Below are 17,490 nucleotides of genomic sequence, written 5' to 3' on the forward strand. Positions count from 1 at the left end.
CCGGACGCCGCTTCACCCCCGAGACCCTGCCGAAGAACTCCTGGGACCTGCGCAACTTCCTCTGGGCGCCTCGGCTGGGGTTCTTCGGCATCCAGCGCATCCACCTGCTGCGCGACGTCATGATCCTGGCTGGGGCCGGGGTCGGCGGCGGCTCCCTCAACTACGCCAACACCCTCTACGAACCACTGGACGACTTCTACAACGACCCGCAGTGGCGGGACATCACCGACTGGCGAGAAGAACTCGCCCCCTTCTACGACCAAGCCAAACGCATGCTCGGGGTGCGGACCAACCCCACCGTCACCCCTGCGGACGTCCACCTGCGCCACGCCGCCGAGGCCATGGGGGTCGGCTCCACCTTCCACCTCGCCCCGGTCGGCGTCTTCTTTGGCGACGGCAAGGACGGGGCGGCCACCCAACCGGTCTCCCCCGGCGAAGCCTGCCGCGACCCCTACTTCGGGGGTGCCGGCCCGACCCGGCGCGCCTGCCTGGAGTGCGGGGAGTGCATGACCGGTTGTCGGCACGGCGCAAAAAACATGCTCACCGAGAACTACCTGTACTTCGCGGAGCGCCATGGCGCCGTCATCCACCCCATGACCACCGTGGTAGCGATCCGCGAACGCCCTGCCTCCCTCGGCGGCGGCTATGCGGTCGACACCGTAGCCACCGGTGCTTTCCGCACCCGGCGCGCCACCCGCACGTTCACCGCCCGCTACATCGTGCTCGCTGCTGGCACCTACGGCACGCAGCGCCTCCTGCACGCCATGCGCGACTCCGGGCTCCTGCCCCGCATCTCCCCCAAGCTCGGCACGCTCACCCGCACCAATTCCGAAGCCCTCGTCGGCGCGATGACCAAGGCGATACGCCCGCCCCAGGACTTCACGCAGGGCGTGGCGATCACCTCCTCCATGCACCCTGACGCGCACACGCACATCGAGCCGGTCCGCTACGGCAAAGGCTCCAACGCGATGGGGCTGCTCACCACCATGCAAGTCCCCGGCGGGGGACGCATCCCCCGCTGGCTGCGCTTCCTCGGCGTAATCGCCGCCCACCCCTACCTCTTCATGCGCAGCCTGTCCGTGCGCCGCTGGTCGCAGCGGACCATCATCGGCCTGGTCATGCAGTCCCTGGACAACTCGCTGACCACCTACACCCGGCGGGGACTGTTCGGCCGGCGGGTGCTGACCTCTCGGCAGGGCCACGGCGCTCCCAACCCCACGTGGATCCCGGTGGCCCAGCAGTTCGCCGCCCAGATCGCCAAACAGATCGACGGCTACCCGGGCAGTTGCGTCAGCGAAATCTTCGACATCCCGTTGACCGCGCACTTCCTGGGCGGCTGCCCGATCGGCGCCTCCCCCGAGGAAGGTGTAATCGACCCCTACCACCGGCTCTACGGCCATCCCGGCATCCACGTGGTGGACGGGTCAGCCGTCACCGCCAATCTGGGCGTCAACCCGTCGTTGACGATCACCGCCCAAGCGGAACGCGCCATGGCGATGTGGCCCAACAAGGGGGAGCCTGACCCGCGGCCCGCTCCGGGCTCCCCCTACCAGCGGGTGGAGCCGGTCTACCCGGTCCGTCCAGCAGTGCCGGCAGGCGCCTACGCGGAGCTGCGGTTCACCCGCCGCATTGCGCTCCCCTTGGACGTGAGCCGACCGCAGCGCACCCCGGGAGGCACCGGCACGGACACGGTCAGGCGGACCGATGCTCCGCCCGCTCCTTGAGGTGGTCGATGATCTGCGCGAAGTGATCACCCAGCGTCTCGTGCATGTGCCGGGACATGGCCTGGGCGAGGATCGCGTCGACCGCGATCTGCGCGAGAGGGCGGACACGGCGGATCACGTCGGCGACCTTGCCCAGGTCCTCGCTGTGGATGATCCCTTCCGGGGCGTAGGTAGCGATGATGTGCTCCGAAACCTGCCGGTTGAGTGCTTCCGCGGCAGCGTCGATCCGGTCGCGGAGTTCTTGGGCGAGGTCCAGGACCGCGTCGAGGGACATGCCGATTTCGACGAGCTCCGCACCAGCGTGGAGCAGGCGCGGGCTGGGCACGCGGTACCGTTTCCCTTCCGGTTCGAGCAGGCCGAGTTCAACCGCCCGGGCCACCCGCTCAGGGGTGACCTGGTCGCCGAAGAGGTCGGTGAGCTCCTCCAGGGTCATGTAGCCGGGGATTTCGTCGGACCAGGGGTCGCCCACCGCGGATTCGAACCCGAGCACTTCGGACAGGTTGCCGCCCCGCTCCCATACGCTGACTAGTTCGGCGATGTTGGCGAAGGTATAGCCGCGTTTGAGGAGTTGACCGATGAGTCGCAGCCGGGCGAGGTGGACCTCGGTATAAATCCCTACCCGTCCTTCCCGGCGCGGCGGGGAGAGCAGTCCGCGGTCCTGGTAGACGCGGACGTTGCGGACGGTGGTGTTCGCCAGCCGGGCCAGCTCGTCGATGCGGTATTCGGCCATGCCCCCACTCTAGGGAGTCCGCGCGTTCGGCTCCGATGCGCAGGGCGTTTCGGCACTGACGCCGGGTGGCGCTTCCCGGGTTGACCAGCCGCCTTTTTACCCCATTGAATTGTGACAATAGTCATTGTAACGTTCATCGTAGGAAACATGGGGTGTCCGCGCTCCACCCTGTGCGACCCCTGGGGACGGTTCCGTCCCCAGGAACCCACCGGCTCCACCACTTCCGGAGGAGAACCGCGATGACCGCACCCGCCAAGGCCATCACTGACCGCGAGGACATCGCCCAACGGCTCCTGCGTTCCTCGGCTAAAGCCTCCTTCGACCCGCTCGTCGAAATCGACTGGGACGCCCCCATCGACCCCGACCGCTACGCCATCCGCCCCGAACGGGTCTCGCTGTACGGCACCGAACTGTGGGAGCAGCTCAGCGAAGCCCAGCGCAAAGAACTGAGCAGGCACGAGACCGCCAGCATCGCCAGCATCGGCATCTGGTTCGAAACGATCCTGATGCAGATGCTCGTCCGCCACGCCTACGACCGCGACCCCACCAGCAACCACATCCAGTACGCCTACACCGAGATCGGCGACGAATGCCGCCACTCGGTGATGTTCGCCAAGATGGTGGGCAAGCTCGGTGCTCGCTACTACCGTGTGGACGGCCTCACCCAGTTCCTCGGCCGGGTCTTCAAAACCATCTCCAACACGCCTCTGACCTTCAGCGCCGCACTGTACGTCGAAGAGATCCTCGACCAGCTCCAGCGCGAGACCATGGTGGACGAAGAACTCGAACCGCTGGTCCGCGCTGTCTCCCGGATCCACGTGGTGGAAGAAGCCCGGCACATGCGCTACGCGCGCGAAGAGTTCCTGCGCTCCTGGCAGCACCGCAGCTGGCTGTCCAAGGCCTACAGCCGCCTGGTCCTCGGCCTGGTGGTCTACTTCGCCACCACGCGGCTCATCCACCCGGACTGCTACGCAGCAGTAGGACTCGACCCGAAGGCCGCCCGCCGCGCCGCGCGCCGCAACCCCCACTGGCGCAAGAGCCTGACCTGGATGGCCAGCAAGGCCGTGGCGACTTTCGCTGAGGCAGGAATGATCCAAGGGCCCGCGAAGAAGCTGTGGCGCCGGGCCGGAGTACTGGAGGAGACCGCATGAGCGGAATGGGCGACGACGAAGAGGAATACCACGGCACCGTCACCGCTGTCTTCGACGAGACCGAAGTCACCGTCACCGCGCACCTCGCCGGGCACTTCGACCCGCTCAGCGGAGAGTACCGGTGGACCGGACGGCTCGTCGCCGATCCGGAGCTGGACCGGCTCTTCCGCCAGGGCCAGCGCGCAGTCCTGCTGCGCACCCCGGAAGGCTATGCGGGCAAAGGAGAGCTCGTTGAAGTCAACGTCTGGGGCGGCTACCGGGTGCGGGGACGCGGCCGACCCCCCTTCGCGGTCCCTGAACTCAGCGCTGAAGAGATCTGACCTCTGGTCCCACCCGCCAGCGGTGGGGCGCCGGGACCACCGCCGACGCCCCACCGCCCCTGTCGTCCCCAGGCAGGAGCGGCGCACCGGCGCTGCACACCGCAGCCGTCCTCCTCGTCGTTCTCCACGCCCGGATGCCCTGCGCCGCTGTCCCGCTGACAGCCGCCGTGCACGGCCGGACGGCTCCGGTTCGACTTGCCCGATGCAGGCTAGGCGCCCGCCGTGAACGGGAAATGCTCCACCACTTCCGCGCGGACCGTCCGCAGCCGGGTCTGCACAGCCCGGCGGAGCCGCCCCAGGCAGTCGGCGATCGCGGAACTGTCGCCCACCAACCCGCTCTTCGCGATCAGCGGGACACCGTCCAGCACTCCCCCGCCAAGCACACCGTGCACGGTCAGCGGGAGCATCTCCCCACCGATGTCGAAAGTCTGAACCCCCAGCACATCCAGCACGGCCGAAGTGAGATCGCCGCCGGCGATCAACATCCCGCTCGGACGTCCCAGCGCCCCGTCCTGCTCGTGCGCATCGGTCACCGCCGTGGCGATCACTTCCGCCAGCCGCTCCGGAATCAGGCGGCGCTGTGGCAGCGGCAACGCTGCGATCTCCGCCGCGGTCGCCCGCAACCGGAACACCACCACGTCGGGGAAGGCGTGGCTGGCCAGCGCATCAGCCAGGGTGTGGGCAAGCTTCTCCCGGCTGTCCTCGCGCTCCACGTCCTCGGGGGCGGCATCGACCCAGCGCACCGGTCCGGAGCGCACGACCGCGTCGAGCTGCCGCGCGGTCAGCTCGGTGACGCTGCCTACCGCGGCCAACAGCGGCCCGGCGGTGATGCCTTCGCCGTGCAAGTGCAGGGCCTCGGCCAACAGCACGCCGAACGGTCCCGGGTCAGCGGCTAGCCACACGATGCCGTGCTCCCGGTGCGCCCGGGCAGCCGCCTCGGCTAGTTCCGCCAGGTAGGTGGTGGTGTCGGCGTCGCACAGCACCACCGGTTCATCTCCGGCGGCGAGCTCTGCTGTCAACAGCTCCGGGGTGACCTGGCGCACCGGGATGCGGCGGACCCGCAGCGAGCTCTGCTGCGCCACCACTTCGGCGACATCGGCAGCAGCGGTGGGGCTGAGCGGGTCGAGTGCCGCCTCGGTGCGGTCCACCGGGGTGCCGTCCAGCAACTGTACTCCGTCGACGGTCGTCCGGCCCGCGGCGGGGAAAGCGGGAACCACGATGACGCGCAGCCGGGTCTGCGGCGGACAGCGCTCCCGGACTTCCGTCCACGCGGCTTCGACTTCCGCGCCGAGGTTGCCGCGCAAGGTGGTGTCGATCCGCTTGATCACCAAGCCCACCGGCCATACCGCTTCGACGACGTCGGCGACGAGGTCGGTGGCCTGGTGGGGCGGCATGTGCCGGCTGTCGAGGTTGGCAACGATCACGTCGTGGTCTTCGGCCACCCGGGCGACCTGCTCGGGGGCGACCATGGTCACGCGCTGTCCGGCACGCGCAAAACGCGCAGCGGTCGCAGCCGCGCCGATGAGATCGTCTGCGATGACGAGTACCTGTGCCACTTCACCATTTTCTCGTGCACCACCGCTGGATCACGCGTCTGATCCGGCGGTGCTCCTGTTCTCTGCTGCGCCTGCTGCCTGCAGGCCTGCGCCTCTCAAGTCCACGATGGCCCTCTGGTCCGCTTCCGCGGTCCGGTGGTGGCGGGGTGCGATGGCCGCTACCGCGGTCCGCGGCCACCGGTGCTGTCAGGGCAGGCAGGCGGGGACGGCTCCGGCGGCCTGTCCCGGCTCAGTCGCACGCACCCCAATGATCAGCAATGCTCCCCTCATCGCCTCTTCTGCCTGATACGACGGGCTCAGCGCAGCCGCAGGACGCACAGACGAGGGACAGCCGCACCCCACTCACGGCATATCGCCTGATATCTCCGCTACCTCCCGTTTTATCCTTCTGCCTAAGCCCACAAGGCTCAAGAAAGGGAAGCCTCCGGTGTTTGCCAAGTTTTGTTCACTTATAGCGATCACACCGCTAATCTCCGGCGACCGCGGCAATCCGTTCCTAACTGGAACGCTTTCCACGTGACAAAACCGTTACGGCAGGCATCGGCCAAATGTGTGGACTTTCACGGACAGAACTACTTGCATCGGATGTCTATGGAGCAGGTCACACGATGACCGGGCGGTACTGGAGGTACATGAATGCCCAAGTTCCCTGATCCGCGCGTCACAATCGCCGCGACACTCTCCCTCGTGCTGCTGACCGGAGGCTGCGCCTACCTGTCCGGTGGCGGAGGGTCGGCGGGAGCCGACCCGGACTCGCCGGAATGCGAACCCTACAAGCAGTGGCAGGACATCGGCGGCACCGTCTCGATCTACGCTTCCATCCGGGACGTCGAGGCCGAACGGCTGGAACGTGCCTGGCAGAAGTTCGTCGACTGCACCGGAATCAAGATCCAGTACGAGGGCAGTGGTGAGTTCGAAGCCCAAGTCCAGGTGAAAGTGGACGGCGGCAACGCGCCCGACATTGCTTTCTTCCCCCAGCCCGGTCTGCTTGAGCGCTTCGCCAAGTCCGGTGACCTGGTCGCGGCCCCCGAGAGCGTCCAGAAGCTGGCCGAAGAAGGCTGGAGTGAGGACTGGCTGGACTACGCCACGTTCGACGGCGAGTTGTACGGCACCCCGCTGGGCGCCAACTTCAAGTCCTTCGTCTGGTACTCGCCCACGTTCTTCTCCGAGAACGGGTACGAAGTCCCACAGACCTGGGACGAGCTGATCGAACTTAGCGACACCATCGCTGACGACGGAGTGAAGCCCTGGTGCGTCGGCTTCGAATCCGGTGACGCCACGGGCTGGCCCGGCACCGACTGGATCGAAAACGTCGTCCTGCGGGAAAACGGCCCCGACGTCTACGACCAGTGGGTCAACCACGACATCCCGTTCAACGACTCCAAGATCGCGGACGCGTTCGACCGGGCCGACACCATTCTGCGGAACCCTGACTACGTCAACGGCGGTTTCGGCAACGTGCAGAGCATCGCCATCACCTCGTTCCAGGAAGGCGGCCTGCCCATCCTGGACGGCCAGTGCGCCATGTACCTCATGGGCTCCTTCTACTCCGCCCAGTGGCCGGAAGGCACCGAGGTCGCCGAGGACGGCGATGTGTACGCGTTCAACCTGCCGCCGATCAACCCGGATCAGGGCACCCCGGTCATGGGCGGTGGCGAATTCGTCGGCGCGTTCAGCGACCGTCCCGAGGTGGTCGCGGTCCGCGAGTACCTGGCTACCGCGGAGTTCGCGAACAGCCGGGCCGCGGAAGGCGCCTGGTTCTCCGCACACAAGGGCCTTGACCTCGACCTTCTGGAAGTTCCGACCGACCGTCTGGGCGCGGAGATCCTGCGCGACCCCGAAACCGTGTTCCGCTTCGACGGAAGCGACCTGATGCCGGCTGAAGTGGGAGCCGGAACGTTCTGGCGGGGAATGGTCAACTGGATCAACGGCGAGGACACCGACGCCACGCTCGACTACATCGAGAACTCCTGGTCTTCCTGACACAGTCCGCTGCTTCGGGACCGGCATCTGCCGGTCCCGAACCACCCCGATCGGAAGAGGACGGGAATGGGTTTCTCCCTTGTCGACGAGCTTCCCAAGCTCCTGTGGTTGGTGATCGGTGTCGCGGGCTTCCTGGCTGTCATCGGCGCCCTGCTGCTCCTCGTGGATGCCGGACCCAGAAAGACCAGGACCGAATGGTGGCAGGCCACGCTCTTCCTGGCGCCCGCACTGATCCTGCTGATCCTGGGCCTGGTCTACCCGGTCATCCGTACCACGCTGCTGTCGTTCATGGACAGCAAAGGTGCGGCCTGGGTCGGCCTGGACAACTACATTGCGATGTTCACGCAGCCTGAAATCCTGGTGGTCCTCCGCAACACGTTCCTGTGGGTACTGTTCGGGCCGGTGCTGGCCACCGCGATCGGGCTGTTCTACGCGCTGCTGGTCGACCGCAAACGGTTCGAATCAGTGGCCAAGTCGCTGATCTTCATGCCGATGGCGATCTCGTTCGTCGGCGCGAGCATCATCTGGAAATTCATCTACGCCTACCGTCCCGCGGAAGCCGAGCAGATCGGTCTGCTCAACCAGATCATCGTGTGGTTCGGCGGTGAACCGCGGCTGTGGCTCCTGGACGCCCCGATCAACACGCTGCTGCTGATCGTGGTGCTGATCTGGGTCCAAGCCGGCTTCGCGATGGTCGTGCTCTCCGCCGCAATCAAAGCCATCCCTGACGAGATCATCGAAGCGGCCCGCATCGACGGCACCGGGGTGTGGACCCACTTCTGGAACATCACCCTGCCCTCGGTGTGGCCGACGCTCATGGTCGTGCTGATCACTATCTCGGTGCAGACACTGAAAGTGTTCGACATCGTGCGCACCATGACCGGTGGCCAGTACGAGACGAGCGTCATCGCCAACGAGATGTACGCGCAGGCGTTCCGCTACGACAACCTGGGTATGGGATCGGCGCTTGCGGTGTTCCTGTTCATTCTGGTCATCCCGCTGATCATCCTGCAGATGCGCACCAATCGACGGCTGAGGGAGGAGCAGCGATGAGCACGTCCCCACAGTCCCCGCCCGCCGAGGAAGAAGGGGGCGGCGGCGTGCGCAAGCCCTCCTCGCCTCGCGCGGCGCGTGACGACTACGCCACGCATGTCCCACCGCTGCGGGCAAAGGAGAACCCGGCCCACAGCCGCGAGTCGGCCGCGGCCCGCGTGCGGAAACGCCTGACCAGCACCACCGCGAGTGCCATCGCGATCATCATCGCTGTCCTGTGGACACTGCCCACCGCCAGCCTGTTCCTCTCCTCCTTCCGTCCCGAGTTGGAGATCAAGACCACTGGCTGGTGGACGATGTTCTCCGACCCGCAGCTCACCTTGAACAACTACCGCGAGGTGTTGTTCTCCCCCGGCCAGGGGCAGCTTGCCAGCTACTTCGTGAACTCTTTCGTCATCACGGTGCCGTCCACGGTATTCGTGGTGGTCCTCGCCGCACTGGCCGCCTACGCCCTGGCCTGGGTCAACTTCCCCGGCCGGGACTGGGTGTTCCTGGGGGTCTTCGCCCTGCAGATCGTGCCCCTGCAAATGGCCCTGGTGCCGTTGCTGCGGTTCTTCTCCCAGGGGGTGACGATCGGCGGATACCAGATCCTGCCCGCCTGGGATCTGCCGGGCGCGTTCGCGTTCACCAACGTGTGGGTGGCCCACACCATCTTCGGCCTGCCGCTGGGGATCTTCCTGCTGCACAACTTCATCTCCCAGCTGCCGACCACCCTCTTTGAGGCGGCCCGGGTGGACGGCGCCGGACACGGCGTGCTGTTCCGCAAGGTGGTGCTCCCGCTCACCGTCCCCGCCCTGGTGTCGCTGGCGATCTTCCAGTTCCTGTGGGTGTGGAACGACCTGCTGGTGGCGCTGATCTTCGCGGGCGGCGACGTGTCCACGGCACCGCTCACGGTCCGGCTCGCGGAACTGGCGGGCACCCGGGGCAACGAGTGGCAGCGGCTCACCGCGGGTGCTTTCGTCTCCATGGTGATTCCGCTGCTCGTGTTCTTCACTTTGCAGCGCTACTTCGTCCGCGGCCTGCTCGCGGGCAGCGTGAAAGGCTGAGCCGTACGGACGTGAGTCCACGGTGCGGCCCCGGCAGGCTCTTCCCTGGCCGGGGCCGCAGCCGTCAGCGTCTCATTTCCCGCGGTCCACGGCAGGGTTGGTCAGGCGCGGAGCGCGGCGCGGGCCGTGTCCACCAGTGTGGTGCGGTAGGCCGCCCCGAACAGGCACACGTGCACCAGCAGCGGATGCAACTGGTGCAGCGGAATCCGGGCCCGCCAGCCCTCGGCGAGCGGCGCGACCTCGTTGTAGGCGTCGCGGACCCGGTCCAGGTAGGGCAGGCCGAACAGCGCCAGCATGGCGAGGTCTGCTTCCCGGTGGCCACCGTGGGCCGCGGGGTCGATGACGACCGCGCCGTCGTCCTGCCACAGCACGTTGCCGTTCCACAGGTCGCCGTGGATCCGCGCCGGGGGTTCCGGGTCGCCCGCCAGGTGGTCAAGCGCGTCGAGCACTTTCTCCACGAGGCGGACGTCGCCCGGGGTGAGCGCGCCCCGGTCGGCGGCGCGGCGCAAGTAGGGCAGGATCCGCTGCTCGGCGTAGAACTCCGGCCACGTCGAACGCGGGGTGTTGTCCATGGGCAGCGGGCCGATGTAGCCGTCCCAGGTGGCACCGAAGGATTCGGCGCCCGCCAAGTGCATCGCGGCGAGCTGGTGGCCGAACCGTTCCGCTGCTTCGGGAGTGGGCGGCCGCTCGTCCACCCACTCCATGGCGAGGGTGCGGTCGTCCCACCCCGCTACCTGGGGTACCGGGGAGCCGAACGACCGCCCCAACCAGTCCAGGCCTAGCGCCTCGGCACGGAAAAGTCCGTCCAGTGCCGGGGCGTCGTCGGGAAGCGCTTTGACGAAGAGCGGGGTCCCGTCAGCCAGTTCCACGCGGTAGAGATGCCACCGGTGGCTGTGTCCTCGCTCGGCAACGGCGGCAACCTCGCGACCGGTCAGTTCGGTCACTCTGGCAGCGACGGAATTCACCCGTTCCCCTTTCAGCGCGCGCTGAACAGCGCGGTGAGTTCTCCGACGAGCCCTTTCGATGCGGCCTCGATCATGGTGAGCACGGTGATGAAGCCGTCTTCACCTCCGTAGTACGGGTCAGGCACCTCCGGGTTGGGTCCTACACCGGGAGCAAAAGAGCGGAACAGGCGGATCCGGTCCTTGGTCTCCTCGTCCGGGGCGAGCCGGACCAGGTCCGCGAGGTTGTCGGTGTCCATCGCCAGGATCAGGTCCCGCTCCGGGAACCAGGAGGGGGAGAACTGGCGGGCGACATGCCCCGTCGGGTAGCCGTACTTCCGCAGCGTGGAGGCGGCACGCCGGTCCATGTCCGCCCCGACATGCCAGTTGCCGGTACCTGCGCTATCTACCTGGACCCGGTCGGCGAGCCCAGCGCGGGCCAGGTCGGTGAGCAGGATCTTCTCCGCCATCGGAGAACGGCAGATGTTGCCGAGGCACACCACGCAGATGCGGTACGGACCAGAGGGGTTACGGGGTTCGGGCAGGCTCATGGCACCAACCGTAGTCGAGAACCCGGCACTGCGCTCGGCCGTCCCGCATTCCGGGCGCAGCACGGTCCGCCCGCAGCGGCAGCCTCACCGGCTCGGCAGCCGCACCACCGTGACGAAGAAGTCGTCGATCTGCTGGACCACCTTGATGAACTGGTCGAAGTCGACCGGCTTGGTCACATAGGCGTTGGCGTGCAACTGGTAGCTGCGGATGACGTCCTCTTCAGCTTCCGAAGTGGTGAGGACGACGACGGGGATGCGGGCCAGGTCCTCGTCCTGCTTGATCTCTTGCAGGACCTCGCGCCCGTCTTTGCGGGGCAGGTTGAGGTCGAGCAGGACCAGGTGCGGCCGGGGCGCCTGAGCGTACTCGCCCTCACGGCGGAGGAAACGCAAGGCTTCCACCCCGTCAGAGACCACGTGCAGACGGTTGCCGACTTTGTGCTCCGCGAATGCCTCCCGCGTCATGAGGGCATCGCCAGGGTCGTCCTCGACCAGCAGCACCTCGATAGGTTGCACCATGCGGACCTCGTTCAATCCCCCAACCTTCTCATCTGTCGGCGCCAGCGGAGTCCGGTTCGGACCACGCGGTCAGCGGTGATGGCTCTTCGTCGGACTGGTCGTCGTCCTTGTCCGTGTCTACCGGCAGCGACCAGCAGATCCGGGTTCCAGGCTCGTCGGAGTCCACGTCCAGCCAGATGCGTCCGCCGTGGAACTCCACGATCTTCTTGCACATGGCCAGACCGATCCCTGTGCCGCCGTACTTCTCGCGGGTGTGCAGCCGTTGGAAGATCACGAAGATCCGCTCGGCGTACTGCGGCTCGATGCCGATTCCATTATCGGCGCAACAGAACACCCACTCGTTCCCTTCGCGGCGGACACTGATGTGCACCCGGGCCGGATTGTCCCCGCGGAACTTCACGGCATTGCTGATCAGGTTGAAAAAGACCTGGGTGAGCAGGGTCTGATCGCCCTGCACTTCCGGGAGCGGATCCCCGGTGACCACGGCCTCGGCTTCCTCGAGCGCCGGTTCGAGGCTGGCGAGCGCGTCGTTGAGCGCGCTGTTGAGGTCCACGGTGGTGAAGTTCTTGGTCCGCCCCACCCGGGAGAACGCCAGCAGGTCGTTGATGAGGACCTGCATGCGTTTGGCTCCTTCGACCGCGAAGTCGATGTAGGCGTCGGCGCGTTCGTCCAGCTTCCCGTGGTAGCGGCGCTGGAGCAACTGGCAGAAGCTGGCGACCTTGCGCAGCGGCTCCTGGAGGTCGTGGGAGGCGACGTAAGCGAACTGCTCCAGCTCCAGGTTGGAGCGGCGCAGTTCTTCGGTTTGGCGTTCCAGCAGCTCCGACTGTTCTTGGAGGGCGCGCCGCGCGGTGCCGACTTCGTCGAGTTCGTGCACGATGCGCTCCCGCATGGCGTCCACGTTGCAGGCGACCCGTTCGATCTCGGGGGGTGCCTCCACTTCGATGCGGTGCGCGTAGTAGCCGTCCGAGACCTGCTGCAGGTGGCGGCCGAGCTCGTCGAGCGGGCGGAGCACCCAGTGCTGCAGCATCACCCACAGGAAGCCGCACAGCACGATGATGACCACGACCACGAGGGTCAGCAGAGCGGCGAGCTGCTGGGTGGCGGAGTCCAGGTCTTTTTGGGCTTCGTCCAGTTCGACGCTGATGCGCCCCTGGGCGCTGCTGGACGCTTCCCGCAGATAGTTGAAGCGTTCTTCACCGCGTTGGACGTCGGCGTGGGTGAGTTCCTCACCGTTGCGCACCTTGTCCAGGACTGGCTCGGCGAACTCGCTGCTCCAGGACTCCCCGGCAGCGAGCAGGGCTTCGATGTCGGAGTCGATGGCGGGGTTGTCTTGGGCGGCCTTCTCCAACTGGGGGAGGCTCGCCTCCAAGGTACGGCGGCCCTGCTCGTAGGGCTCCAGCGAGTCGAGTGTTCCGGTGGCCGCGTAGCTGCGGATGCCGTTGTCCTGGTTGTAGTAGGCGGCCATGGTCTGGTGCAGAGCGCTCTGTGCGGGAGTGAGCTGCTCTACCTGGCGGACCACCGCCTCGCGTGCTTCCAGCGCGGTGATGATGATGGTGGCGACCGAGGCGATGAGGACAATGCCTACGGAGCACAGCAGTACGATGACGCGCCGACGCAGGGACCAGGGGCGGGTGAGGATGCCGCCCGTGGCCGACGTCTCTCCGCTCCCCGGTGCGGTGTCGGAGTTCACGTGAGTCATTTCCCGTAAGTGATGAGCAGCATGGCAACGTCGTCCTGGAGCGGACCGCCGTTGTGCTGTTCGGCCTCGTCTACGAGACGTTCCGGCAGCTCCCCGATGGGGGTGCCCGAGGCGAGGATGTCTTCGACGATGCGGGCGAGCCCGGTGACGCCGAGCCGGTCGGAGCTGTTGCCGTCGTAGGCGTCTACCAGGCCGTCGGTGTAGAGCATGAGGGTGGAGCCGCGGCAGAAGGAGAACCGCTCCACTTCTGCGGTGACGTCAAACAGCATGCCCAGCGGCGGCCCGGGCTCGGCTCGCACTTCAGTGACGCGCTGGTCGGGGCCAAGGACCAGCGGCGGGGGGTGGCCGAACAGCCGGAGCCGCGCTTCTTCGGTGTCCCGGTCGATGCTGACCTGGCAGAGGGTGGCGTACATCTCGTCTTGGGCGCGTTCGGTGACGAGGATCTTCTCCAGCGCGGTCAGCAACTGGTCTTCCGCGACCCCGCCCATCACCAAGGCGCGCCAGGCGATCCGGAGGTTGACGCCCAGCGCGGCTTCGTCCGGTCCGTGGCCGCTGACGTCGCCCACGATGAGGTGGGTGGTGCCGTCGCGGTCGACTGCGTCGAAGAAGTCGCCGCCGACCAGGGCGCGTTTGCGGCCTGGCCGGTAGAAGGACCGGGGCACCATCCGGGACTCGTCGAGTAACAGTTGCGGGAGGAGGCCTCGTTCCAGGCGCATGTTCTCCCGGGCGTGCAGTTCGGCCTCCCGTAACTGCCGCGCGTTTTCGTCGGCGCGCTGGCGTTCCACCGAATAGCGCAGGCTGCGAGCGAGCAGCGAGCCGTCGACTTGCCCTTTGACCAGGTAGTCCTGGGCTCCGGCAGCGACCGCGGCGATGCCTTCGTGCTCGTCGTCCAGTCCGGTCAGGACGACCACTGCGGCTGATTTCGCGGCGTCAAGGACCTCGCGCAGCAGGTCCATCCCGCGCGCATCAGGCAGGTTGAGGTCCAGAAGCACGCAACCGCGGAAAGAGGCCAGGTGCGGTCGGGCCTCGGCCAATGTGGTGAACCAGGTGATCTTGGCGTTGAGTGCGGTGTCCGCGAGGAACTCCTCGACGAGGAGCTTATCTGCGGGATCGTCCTCGATCAGGAGGATGTCTACTGATTCCACGGCGCCTCGGAGGGGTGCGCTTCGTGTACCTGGGGGTGGGGGCACGTTCGGCGGCCCGTGCCCTGCTTGTCCAATGTCCACATACCGCCTCTACGTCGACTGTCTCTTCAGCACCCGGGAGCAGATCGTGCGGGGTTCGGTGTCATGGCTCCCCTCCACTTCCGACACCGGAGTGCCGAGCGCCTGGCGGGGCGAGCGCACCGGGCGCAGTCGTCCAGCCCGGCTCCGTCCTCCCTCCAGGCTGGCTCGCGAAAGGTTCATGCCAGTCAAACGATAATGGCCCGGCTCTGCACGCCGCCAGCAGTGCAGGCCGGAAACGTCCCCCACCCCGCCTAAGAGCGGTGCGTGGTGAGGTCTGGACCGTTAGTAGGTCGTTCTTCGTGACCAGGATAGCTCCCGGCTCCCCAGCGTACCCGCGCCGCGGGAGTGCGGGTAGCGATGTGGACAATTTCATGACGACATGTCGTCATGAAATATTGTGCTCGTGGACTTTAAACGACATGATGTCATCAAGATTGTCACCTTCCCACCCTCTTTCCTAAAACGGACACAAAGGAAGTAATCCCCATGAGCACGGCACAGGCAACCCAGGAGCGGTCCGACTCCCTCACCTTCTCTGAACGGCTCAAAGCGGGCACCCGGTCCTCCCACGACGCGGCTGAAGCCCACGACTTCTCCCAAGCGCTCGTCTCCGGCACCCTGCCCCGCCACGGCTACGTCGCCCTCGCCGCCCAGCACTACTTCATCTACTCCGCCCTGGAAGAGGTCGCCGAAACCCTCGCCGACCATCCTGTCGGCGGTGCCGTGTACTTCCCGGAACTCCACCGCGTCCCCGCCCTGGAGCGCGACCTCGCCTTCCTGTGCGGCCCGGACTGGCGGGACACGATCACCCCGCTGCCGACCACCCGGGCCTACACCGACCGCATCCGGTGGACCGTCCACTGGCCCGCCGGCTTCATCGCCCACCACTACACCCGCTACCTCGGCGACCTGTCGGGCGGGCAGGTCATCAAGCGCGTCGTCCAACGCGCCTACGGGTTCACCGACGGCGCAGGCTTCGAGTTCTACATCTTCGACCGTCTGGACAGCCTGCCCCGGTTCAAGAAGAACTACCGGGCGGTCCTCGACGCCCTCGACCTGGACGAAGCAGAGCAGACACGGGTCGTCGACGAGGTCCGGCAGGCCTACCAGTTCAACAGCGAACTGATGGCCGAGCTGAACCGCTCCCTGGCGCTGGCCTCATCCAGCGACCTTGGATGACGGCGAACCCCGGCCGGTCAGTGGTGAGGCATGCCACGATAGGGGTATGCCTAAGATCTCGGCCCCCACCATCGCCGCGCACCGCGCCCAAGTGCTCGACCGCATCCTGGACGCGGTGGCCGTGCTCACCCGTGACCAGGGGATCGACGAGATCTCCATGACCGACGTGGCCGCGGTGTCCGGGATCACCCGCACCGCGCTGTACAACTACTTTCCCGACAAGCCCGCGCTGCTCTTGGCGTTCACCGAACGGGTGACCGCCAACTTCGTACAGCGCTGTGCAGAGGAGCTCCCCCAGGACGCTCCCGCGATCCAGCGGCTGGCCGGATTCATCAGCTTCCAACTGGAAGCCATCGTCGAACACCAGCACCCGGCCGCCGCTGAACTCAGCGCCAGTCTGGGACCGCAGGCCTACCAGCAGCTCGCCGACCATGTCGCGCCGATGCAGCATCTGCTCGTGGAGATCTTGCGCCAAGGCACGGAGAACGGGGAATTCGAACCGGTTCCCCTGGAGCACACCGCCAAACTCCTGCTCGCACTCATCGGCTCCCAGCGCCTCCCCCTAGTCCGTGGGGAGATCGCCCTGGACGAGGCGCGCATCCTCGTCACCGAGTTCGCGCTGCGCGCCCTCGGTGTCGACCGGGACCACGCCGCAGCCGCGGCCCGCACCCGTCCGACCGAGCAGGCAAACGACCAGTAGCCTCCGCGTCCCAGCCCTTACGGCAGCACCCGGACAGCAGGCAGCCGCCCTGCGGCACCCCACTGCTCCAGACCGGGCTCCACCCCATCTTCCCCCCGGGCAGAGCCGGCTGGCTGAACGGGACGACCCGCTCCGCGCTGCCGCGTCCCTGGGCGCCTGCCGACTAGCTGCTCGACCGGGCAGCCTTCGGCTGGCAGAGCGCCGCCGCCAGCAACGCGGCCGCGGTCATCCCCGCGGCCGCGGCCCCGATCCGCAGCGCGGTGCGGACCCGCGCCCGGGTTCGCGCCCGCGCCACCGCATACGCCCGCTCCGCTTCGTCGAACCGGCCGGTGCACAGCCCCGGATCCAACTCCAGCTCCCGCCACACCCGCGGCCATGCCCGCAGCTCCCGGACCGGCACCGCACGGGGACGCGGCCCTGCCAGCCGCACTGACCCCGCAGCAGAACGCCGCGGCTTGAGCTGCGCCTGCTGCGGACGCTCTTCCAGCACCACCGGTTCCGGCCCCACGTAGAACAGCGGCCCCGGAGCGTTGTGCAGCAGCTCCGCGAGCAACTGCGCGCAGGCCCGCGCATCCCCCAAAGCGGTGTGCTGCCCGGTCGGCCAGTCTCCCCCGAGCGCGTGGCTGGCCCGGGCCAGCGAATACCGCTCCAAATGCACCTGCGACCGCAGCGTGCGCAGCGTGCACAGGCCGGGCAGCCCATCCGGCAGCCCTGCCGGGACGAACTCGCTGGTCAGAAACGCGTTTTCGAAGTCGAGGTTGTGTCCCACCACGACCGCACCAGAGAACAGCGCGCAAAGCTCCGCCACGAGCTCCGCCGCACGGGGAGCTCCCACCACATCGCCCTGGGCAATACCGTGGAACTCCTGTCCGGTGACCTTGATCCGCGGGTCGACGAGCGTGGTGAACTCCCGGAGCACAGTGCCGTCCCCGCGCATCCGCACCACGGCGATCTCACAGACCCGGGCTCCCCCCTCAGGCCGGAGCCCGGTGGTCTCGACATCGACCACCGCGTACTCCAAGTCCCGCGCGCGGTACCTGCCCCGGCGCCGGCTCAGCGCCCCTATCCGCACAGCCTCGTGGCCCGCGCGCTTCTCGTGCGGCACATCCGTCTCC

16 protein-coding genes are annotated in these 17,490 nt (G+C 67.3%); 8 read left to right on the forward strand and 8 right to left on the reverse strand.

Annotated features, from left to right (window positions below):
* Positions 1-1,724: GMC oxidoreductase (locus TF1_RS13670; RefSeq protein ID WP_061783960.1), on the forward strand; the 1,724-nt coding region annotated here is incomplete at its 5' end.
* Here the strand turns inward: TF1_RS13670 and TF1_RS13675 are convergent.
* A complete protein-coding gene (locus TF1_RS13675) occupies positions 1,693-2,454 on the reverse strand; it encodes a MerR family transcriptional regulator (RefSeq protein WP_011292756.1) in 762 nt (253 codons plus the stop codon). The two genes, TF1_RS13670 and TF1_RS13675, sit on opposite strands and share 32 nt — an antisense overlap.
* Before the next feature lie 239 nt (positions 2,455-2,693).
* Between TF1_RS13675 and TF1_RS13680 the strand changes: the two genes are divergently transcribed.
* Together TF1_RS13680 and TF1_RS13685 are read left to right on the forward strand one after the other, a co-directional pair.
* The gene (locus tag TF1_RS13680) at positions 2,694-3,605 is read left to right on the forward strand and encodes an AurF N-oxygenase family protein (RefSeq protein WP_011292757.1); all 912 of its coding nucleotides are present in this window, start codon (positions 2,694-2,696) and stop codon (positions 3,603-3,605) included.
* Complete coding sequence (locus TF1_RS13685) at positions 3,602-3,925, forward strand: DUF4873 domain-containing protein (RefSeq protein WP_011292758.1); 324 nt, start codon at positions 3,602-3,604, stop codon at positions 3,923-3,925. The genes TF1_RS13680 and TF1_RS13685 overlap by 4 nt, the downstream gene beginning before the upstream one ends.
* Positions 3,926-4,134: 209 nt before the next feature.
* Here the strand turns inward: TF1_RS13685 and TF1_RS13690 are convergent, their stop codons facing one another.
* Positions 4,135-5,481, reverse strand: a complete 1,347-nt coding sequence (locus TF1_RS13690) for a four-carbon acid sugar kinase family protein (protein WP_011292759.1) — start codon at positions 5,479-5,481, stop codon at positions 4,135-4,137.
* A 636-nt stretch (positions 5,482-6,117) separates the two neighbouring features.
* Here TF1_RS13690 and TF1_RS13695 point away from each other — a divergent pair.
* The 3 genes from TF1_RS13695 to TF1_RS13705 all read left to right on the forward strand — a co-directional run bounded on the left by TF1_RS13695 (position 6,118) and on the right by TF1_RS13705 (position 9,563).
* Entirely contained in the window at positions 6,118-7,464 is a 1,347-nt protein-coding gene (locus TF1_RS13695) for an ABC transporter substrate-binding protein (protein WP_011292760.1), read from the forward strand.
* A 66-nt stretch (positions 7,465-7,530) separates the two neighbouring features.
* Positions 7,531-8,517, forward strand: coding sequence for a carbohydrate ABC transporter permease (locus TF1_RS13700; RefSeq protein ID WP_011292761.1), 987 nt, complete (start codon positions 7,531-7,533; stop codon positions 8,515-8,517).
* Positions 8,514-9,563: a carbohydrate ABC transporter permease gene (locus tag TF1_RS13705; RefSeq protein WP_061783961.1), complete on the forward strand. Its 1,050-nt coding sequence runs from the start codon at positions 8,514-8,516 to the stop codon at positions 9,561-9,563. The genes TF1_RS13700 and TF1_RS13705 overlap by 4 nt, the downstream gene beginning before the upstream one ends.
* 101 nt (positions 9,564-9,664) lie before the next feature.
* On the opposite strand, the gene TF1_RS13710 is transcribed toward TF1_RS13705, so the two are convergent.
* The 5 genes from TF1_RS13710 to TF1_RS13730 all read right to left on the reverse strand — a co-directional run bounded on the left by TF1_RS13710 (position 9,665) and on the right by TF1_RS13730 (position 14,460).
* Positions 9,665-10,528 (reverse strand): fructosamine kinase family protein, encoded by an 864-nt coding sequence (locus TF1_RS13710; RefSeq protein WP_011292763.1) that lies wholly within the window; start codon positions 10,526-10,528, stop codon positions 9,665-9,667.
* Between the two features lie 11 nt (positions 10,529-10,539).
* On the reverse strand, positions 10,540-11,055 hold the full coding sequence (locus TF1_RS13715; protein ID WP_011292764.1) for a low molecular weight protein-tyrosine-phosphatase: 516 nt from the start codon (positions 11,053-11,055) through the stop codon (positions 10,540-10,542).
* A gap of 84 nt (positions 11,056-11,139) precedes the next feature.
* On the reverse strand, positions 11,140-11,571 hold the full coding sequence (locus tag TF1_RS13720; RefSeq protein WP_011292765.1) for a response regulator: 432 nt from the start codon (positions 11,569-11,571) through the stop codon (positions 11,140-11,142).
* Positions 11,572-11,599: 28 nt separating this feature from the next.
* Positions 11,600-13,261 carry a sensor histidine kinase gene (locus TF1_RS13725; protein ID WP_011292766.1) on the reverse strand — a complete coding sequence of 554 codons (1,662 nt, stop codon included), beginning with the start codon at positions 13,259-13,261 and terminating at the stop codon, positions 11,600-11,602.
* Between the two features lie 5 nt (positions 13,262-13,266).
* A complete protein-coding gene (locus tag TF1_RS13730) occupies positions 13,267-14,460 on the reverse strand; it encodes a PP2C family protein-serine/threonine phosphatase (protein ID WP_049754969.1) in 1,194 nt (397 codons plus the stop codon).
* Between the two features lie 522 nt (positions 14,461-14,982).
* Between TF1_RS13730 and TF1_RS13735 the strand changes: the two genes are divergently transcribed.
* Together TF1_RS13735 and TF1_RS13740 are read left to right on the forward strand one after the other, a co-directional pair.
* Positions 14,983-15,675 carry a biliverdin-producing heme oxygenase gene (locus TF1_RS13735; protein WP_011292768.1) on the forward strand — a complete coding sequence of 231 codons (693 nt, stop codon included), beginning with the start codon at positions 14,983-14,985 and terminating at the stop codon, positions 15,673-15,675.
* 46 nt (positions 15,676-15,721) lie between these two features.
* Positions 15,722-16,375 carry a TetR/AcrR family transcriptional regulator gene (locus tag TF1_RS13740; RefSeq protein ID WP_011292769.1) on the forward strand — a complete coding sequence of 218 codons (654 nt, stop codon included), beginning with the start codon at positions 15,722-15,724 and terminating at the stop codon, positions 16,373-16,375.
* Positions 16,376-16,538: 163 nt separating this feature from the next.
* Here the strand turns inward: TF1_RS13740 and TF1_RS13745 are convergent, their stop codons facing one another.
* A complete protein-coding gene (locus TF1_RS13745) occupies positions 16,539-17,480 on the reverse strand; it encodes a 3'-5' exonuclease (protein WP_011292770.1) in 942 nt (313 codons plus the stop codon).
* Positions 17,481-17,490 lie beyond the last annotated feature (10 nt).

The organism is Thermobifida fusca NBRC 14071 = JCM 3263, assembly GCF_001592045.1.
Taxonomy (GTDB): domain Bacteria; phylum Actinomycetota; class Actinomycetes; order Streptosporangiales; family Streptosporangiaceae; genus Thermobifida; species Thermobifida fusca.

What these genes read in the sequence shown, in the direction of transcription:
- TF1_RS13675 (WP_011292756.1), bottom strand. Translation starts at nt 2,454, where the DNA reads ATGGCCGAATACCGCATCGACGAGCTGGCCCGGCTGGCGAACACCACC.
- TF1_RS13680 (WP_011292757.1), top strand. Translation starts at nt 2,694, where the DNA reads ATGACCGCACCCGCCAAGGCCATCACTGACCGCGAGGACATCGCCCAA.
- TF1_RS13685 (WP_011292758.1), top strand. Translation starts at nt 3,602, where the DNA reads ATGAGCGGAATGGGCGACGACGAAGAGGAATACCACGGCACCGTCACC.
- TF1_RS13695 (WP_011292760.1), top strand. Translation starts at nt 6,118, where the DNA reads ATGCCCAAGTTCCCTGATCCGCGCGTCACAATCGCCGCGACACTCTCC.
- TF1_RS13700 (WP_011292761.1), top strand. Translation starts at nt 7,531, where the DNA reads ATGGGTTTCTCCCTTGTCGACGAGCTTCCCAAGCTCCTGTGGTTGGTG.
- TF1_RS13705 (WP_061783961.1), top strand. Translation starts at nt 8,514, where the DNA reads ATGAGCACGTCCCCACAGTCCCCGCCCGCCGAGGAAGAAGGGGGCGGC.
- TF1_RS13715 (WP_011292764.1), bottom strand. Translation starts at nt 11,055, where the DNA reads ATGAGCCTGCCCGAACCCCGTAACCCCTCTGGTCCGTACCGCATCTGC.
- TF1_RS13720 (WP_011292765.1), bottom strand. Translation starts at nt 11,571, where the DNA reads ATGGTGCAACCTATCGAGGTGCTGCTGGTCGAGGACGACCCTGGCGAT.
- TF1_RS13735 (WP_011292768.1), top strand. Translation starts at nt 14,983, where the DNA reads ATGAGCACGGCACAGGCAACCCAGGAGCGGTCCGACTCCCTCACCTTC.
- TF1_RS13740 (WP_011292769.1), top strand. Translation starts at nt 15,722, where the DNA reads ATGCCTAAGATCTCGGCCCCCACCATCGCCGCGCACCGCGCCCAAGTG.